This window comes from Halomonas sp., assembly GCF_033549285.1.
Classification (GTDB): Bacteria; Pseudomonadota; Gammaproteobacteria; order Pseudomonadales; family Halomonadaceae; genus Halomonas.
This window is the reverse complement of the sequence record NZ_JAWSUJ010000192.1, coordinates 1-2,359: the sequence shown is the minus strand read 5'-3', so window position 1 is coordinate 2,359 and position 2,359 is coordinate 1. Positions and strand designations below refer to the sequence as shown.

Annotated in this window: 3 protein-coding genes; all 3 read left to right on the top strand. The window is 68.7% G+C overall.

What is annotated here, in order from left to right:
* A partial coding sequence (locus SCI24_RS21335; RefSeq protein WP_318727273.1) for a DUF2878 family protein occupies positions 1-239 on the top strand: 239 nt, incomplete at its 5' end.
* Between the two features lie 125 nt (positions 240-364).
* Positions 365-880, top strand: coding sequence for a 3-hydroxyacyl-[acyl-carrier-protein] dehydratase FabA (gene fabA, locus SCI24_RS21330; RefSeq protein WP_318727272.1), 516 nt, complete (start codon positions 365-367; stop codon positions 878-880).
* A gap of 13 nt (positions 881-893) precedes the next feature.
* Positions 894-2,111: a beta-ketoacyl-ACP synthase I gene (fabB, locus tag SCI24_RS21325; protein WP_318727271.1), complete on the top strand. Its 1,218-nt coding sequence runs from the start codon at positions 894-896 to the stop codon at positions 2,109-2,111.
* Positions 2,112-2,359: the final 248 nt, after the last annotated feature.

Below are 2,359 nucleotides of genomic sequence, written 5' to 3'. Positions count from 1 at the left end.
GGCCCCTCTTCGCCACCCTGGTCCACCACTCGCTGGCCTGGCTCTGGCAATATCCCTGGCTGGCCGCGCTCGGTGGCGCCACCAGTGGCCCGCTCTCCTACTATGCCGGCGCCCGCCTCGCCGGGGTGGAACTGGCCCCCTGGCTGCTCCCCGTCGAGGCGCTGGCCTGGGCGCTGATCTGCCTGGCCCTGAGCGCCTGCCTCGGCAGGACGCTTGCCCCGGCCAGGCGGCTCCGCTGAGGCCAGCCCCGCCCCTCCCGCCCGCGGCGTGCATTCATCATGTGTGGACAGTAGACTAGGCACAGCCGCCCGGCGGCTCCAGGCCGCTTTCGGCACACAATGATCTCGACTCTCGGAACGATTCAGTGACCAAGCAACACTCCTTTGATCGCGAAGAACTGCTGGCCTGCTCACGCGGTGAGCTGTTCGGTCCGGGCAATGCCCAGTTGCCGGCCCCCAACATGCTGATGCTCGATCGCATCATGCACATCCACGAGGAAGGCGGGGATCACGGCAAGGGCGAGCTGATCGCCGAGCTGGATATCCACCCCGACCTGTGGTTCTTCGACTGCCACTTCCCCGGGGATCCGGTGATGCCCGGCTGCCTGGGCCTGGATGCCATGTGGCAGCTGGTGGGGTTCTACCTGGGCTGGCTCGGCCATCCCGGCCGCGGCCGCGCGCTGGGCTGCGGCGAGGTCAAGTTCAGCGGCCAGATCCTGCCCGATGCCCGGAAGGTCACCTACCGCATCAACATCAAGCGCATCATCACCCGGCGCCTGATCCTGGGCATGGCCGACGGCACCGTATCCGTCGACGGCCGCGACATCTACCAGGCCAACGACCTGCGCGTCGGCCTGTTCACCTCCACCGCGAATTTCTGAACAGGAGGCTCCCATGCGACGAGTGGTAGTCACCGGCCTGGGCATCGTGTCCTGCCTGGGCAACGACGCACAACAGGTTCTGGAGGCGCTCAGGAACGGGCGCTCGGGCATTCGCTTCAAGGAAGACTATGCCGAGCGGGGCTTCCGCAGCCAGGTGGCCGGCGTGGTCGACATCGACCTGGACGCCCTGATCGACCGCAAGCTGCGCCGCTTCATGGGCGACGCCGCGGCGTTTGCCTATGTCTCCATGGCCCAGGCCATCGAGGACGCGGGGCTGGCCCCGGAGATGGTCTCCAGCGAGCGCACCGGGCTGATCGCCGGCTCCGGCGGCGCCTCCAGCGCCAACCAGGTGGAGGCCGCCGACCTGATGCGCGAGAAGGGGCTGCGCCGCGTGGGCCCCTACCGGGTCACCCGCACCATGGGCAGCACCGTCTCGGCCTGCCTGGCGACCCCGTTCCGGATCAAGGGCGTGAACTACTCCATCTCCTCGGCCTGCGCCACCTCGGCCCACTGCATCGGCAGTGCCATGGAGCAGATCCAGATGGGCAAGCAGGACGTGGTCTTCGCCGGCGGCGGCGAGGAGGAGCACTGGACCCTCTCCTGCCTGTTCGATGCCATGGGGGCGCTCTCGACCCACTACAACGACACCCCCGACAAGGCCTCCCGGCCCTATGACCAGGCCCGCGACGGCTTCGTCATTGCCGGCGGCGGCGGCATGCTGGTGCTCGAGGAGCTGGAGCACGCCAGGGCTCGCGGCGCGAAGATCTATGCCGAGGTGACCGGCTACGGCGCCACCTCCGATGGCCACGACATGGTCGCGCCCTCCGGCGAGGGGGCGGTGCGCTGCATGCGCCAGGCCATGGCCTCCGTCGAGGGCAGCATCGACTACATCAACACCCACGGCACCTCGACGCCGGTGGGTGACGTGGCCGAGCTCAAGGCGATCCGCGAGGTCTTCGGCGACTCCACGCCGGCGATGAGCTCGACCAAGTCGCTGACCGGCCACTCCCTGGGGGCCACCGGGGTCCAGGAGGCGATCTACTCCCTGCTGATGATGGAGAACGACTTCATCGCCGCCTCCGCCAATGTCGAGACCCTCGACGAGCAGGCCGATGGCTTCGACATCGTCACCCAGCGCCGCGACGGCGTGAAGGTCGAGCGTGTGCTCTCCAACAGCTTCGGCTTCGGCGGCACCAACGCCTGCCTGGTACTGGAGAAGTACCGCGACTGACCCGTCGCGCTCCAGCCGCAACGCAAGAGGCGCCCTCAGGGGGCGCCTCTTGCGTTGCGGGACCAGTCAGCGTCAGGCCAGGGGCCTCTCGGTGACCGGCGATGCCGCCGTGGCCGGGCGCGGCACCTCGGAGATCTCGGCAAGCCGGGCCTCGATCCACGCCTCCACCTCGACCAGCACCTCCTCCGAGGCTCAGGGCAAGCACACAGTCAGTAACTTTAATCCCGCGCGGGCACCGCTCCTGGCAG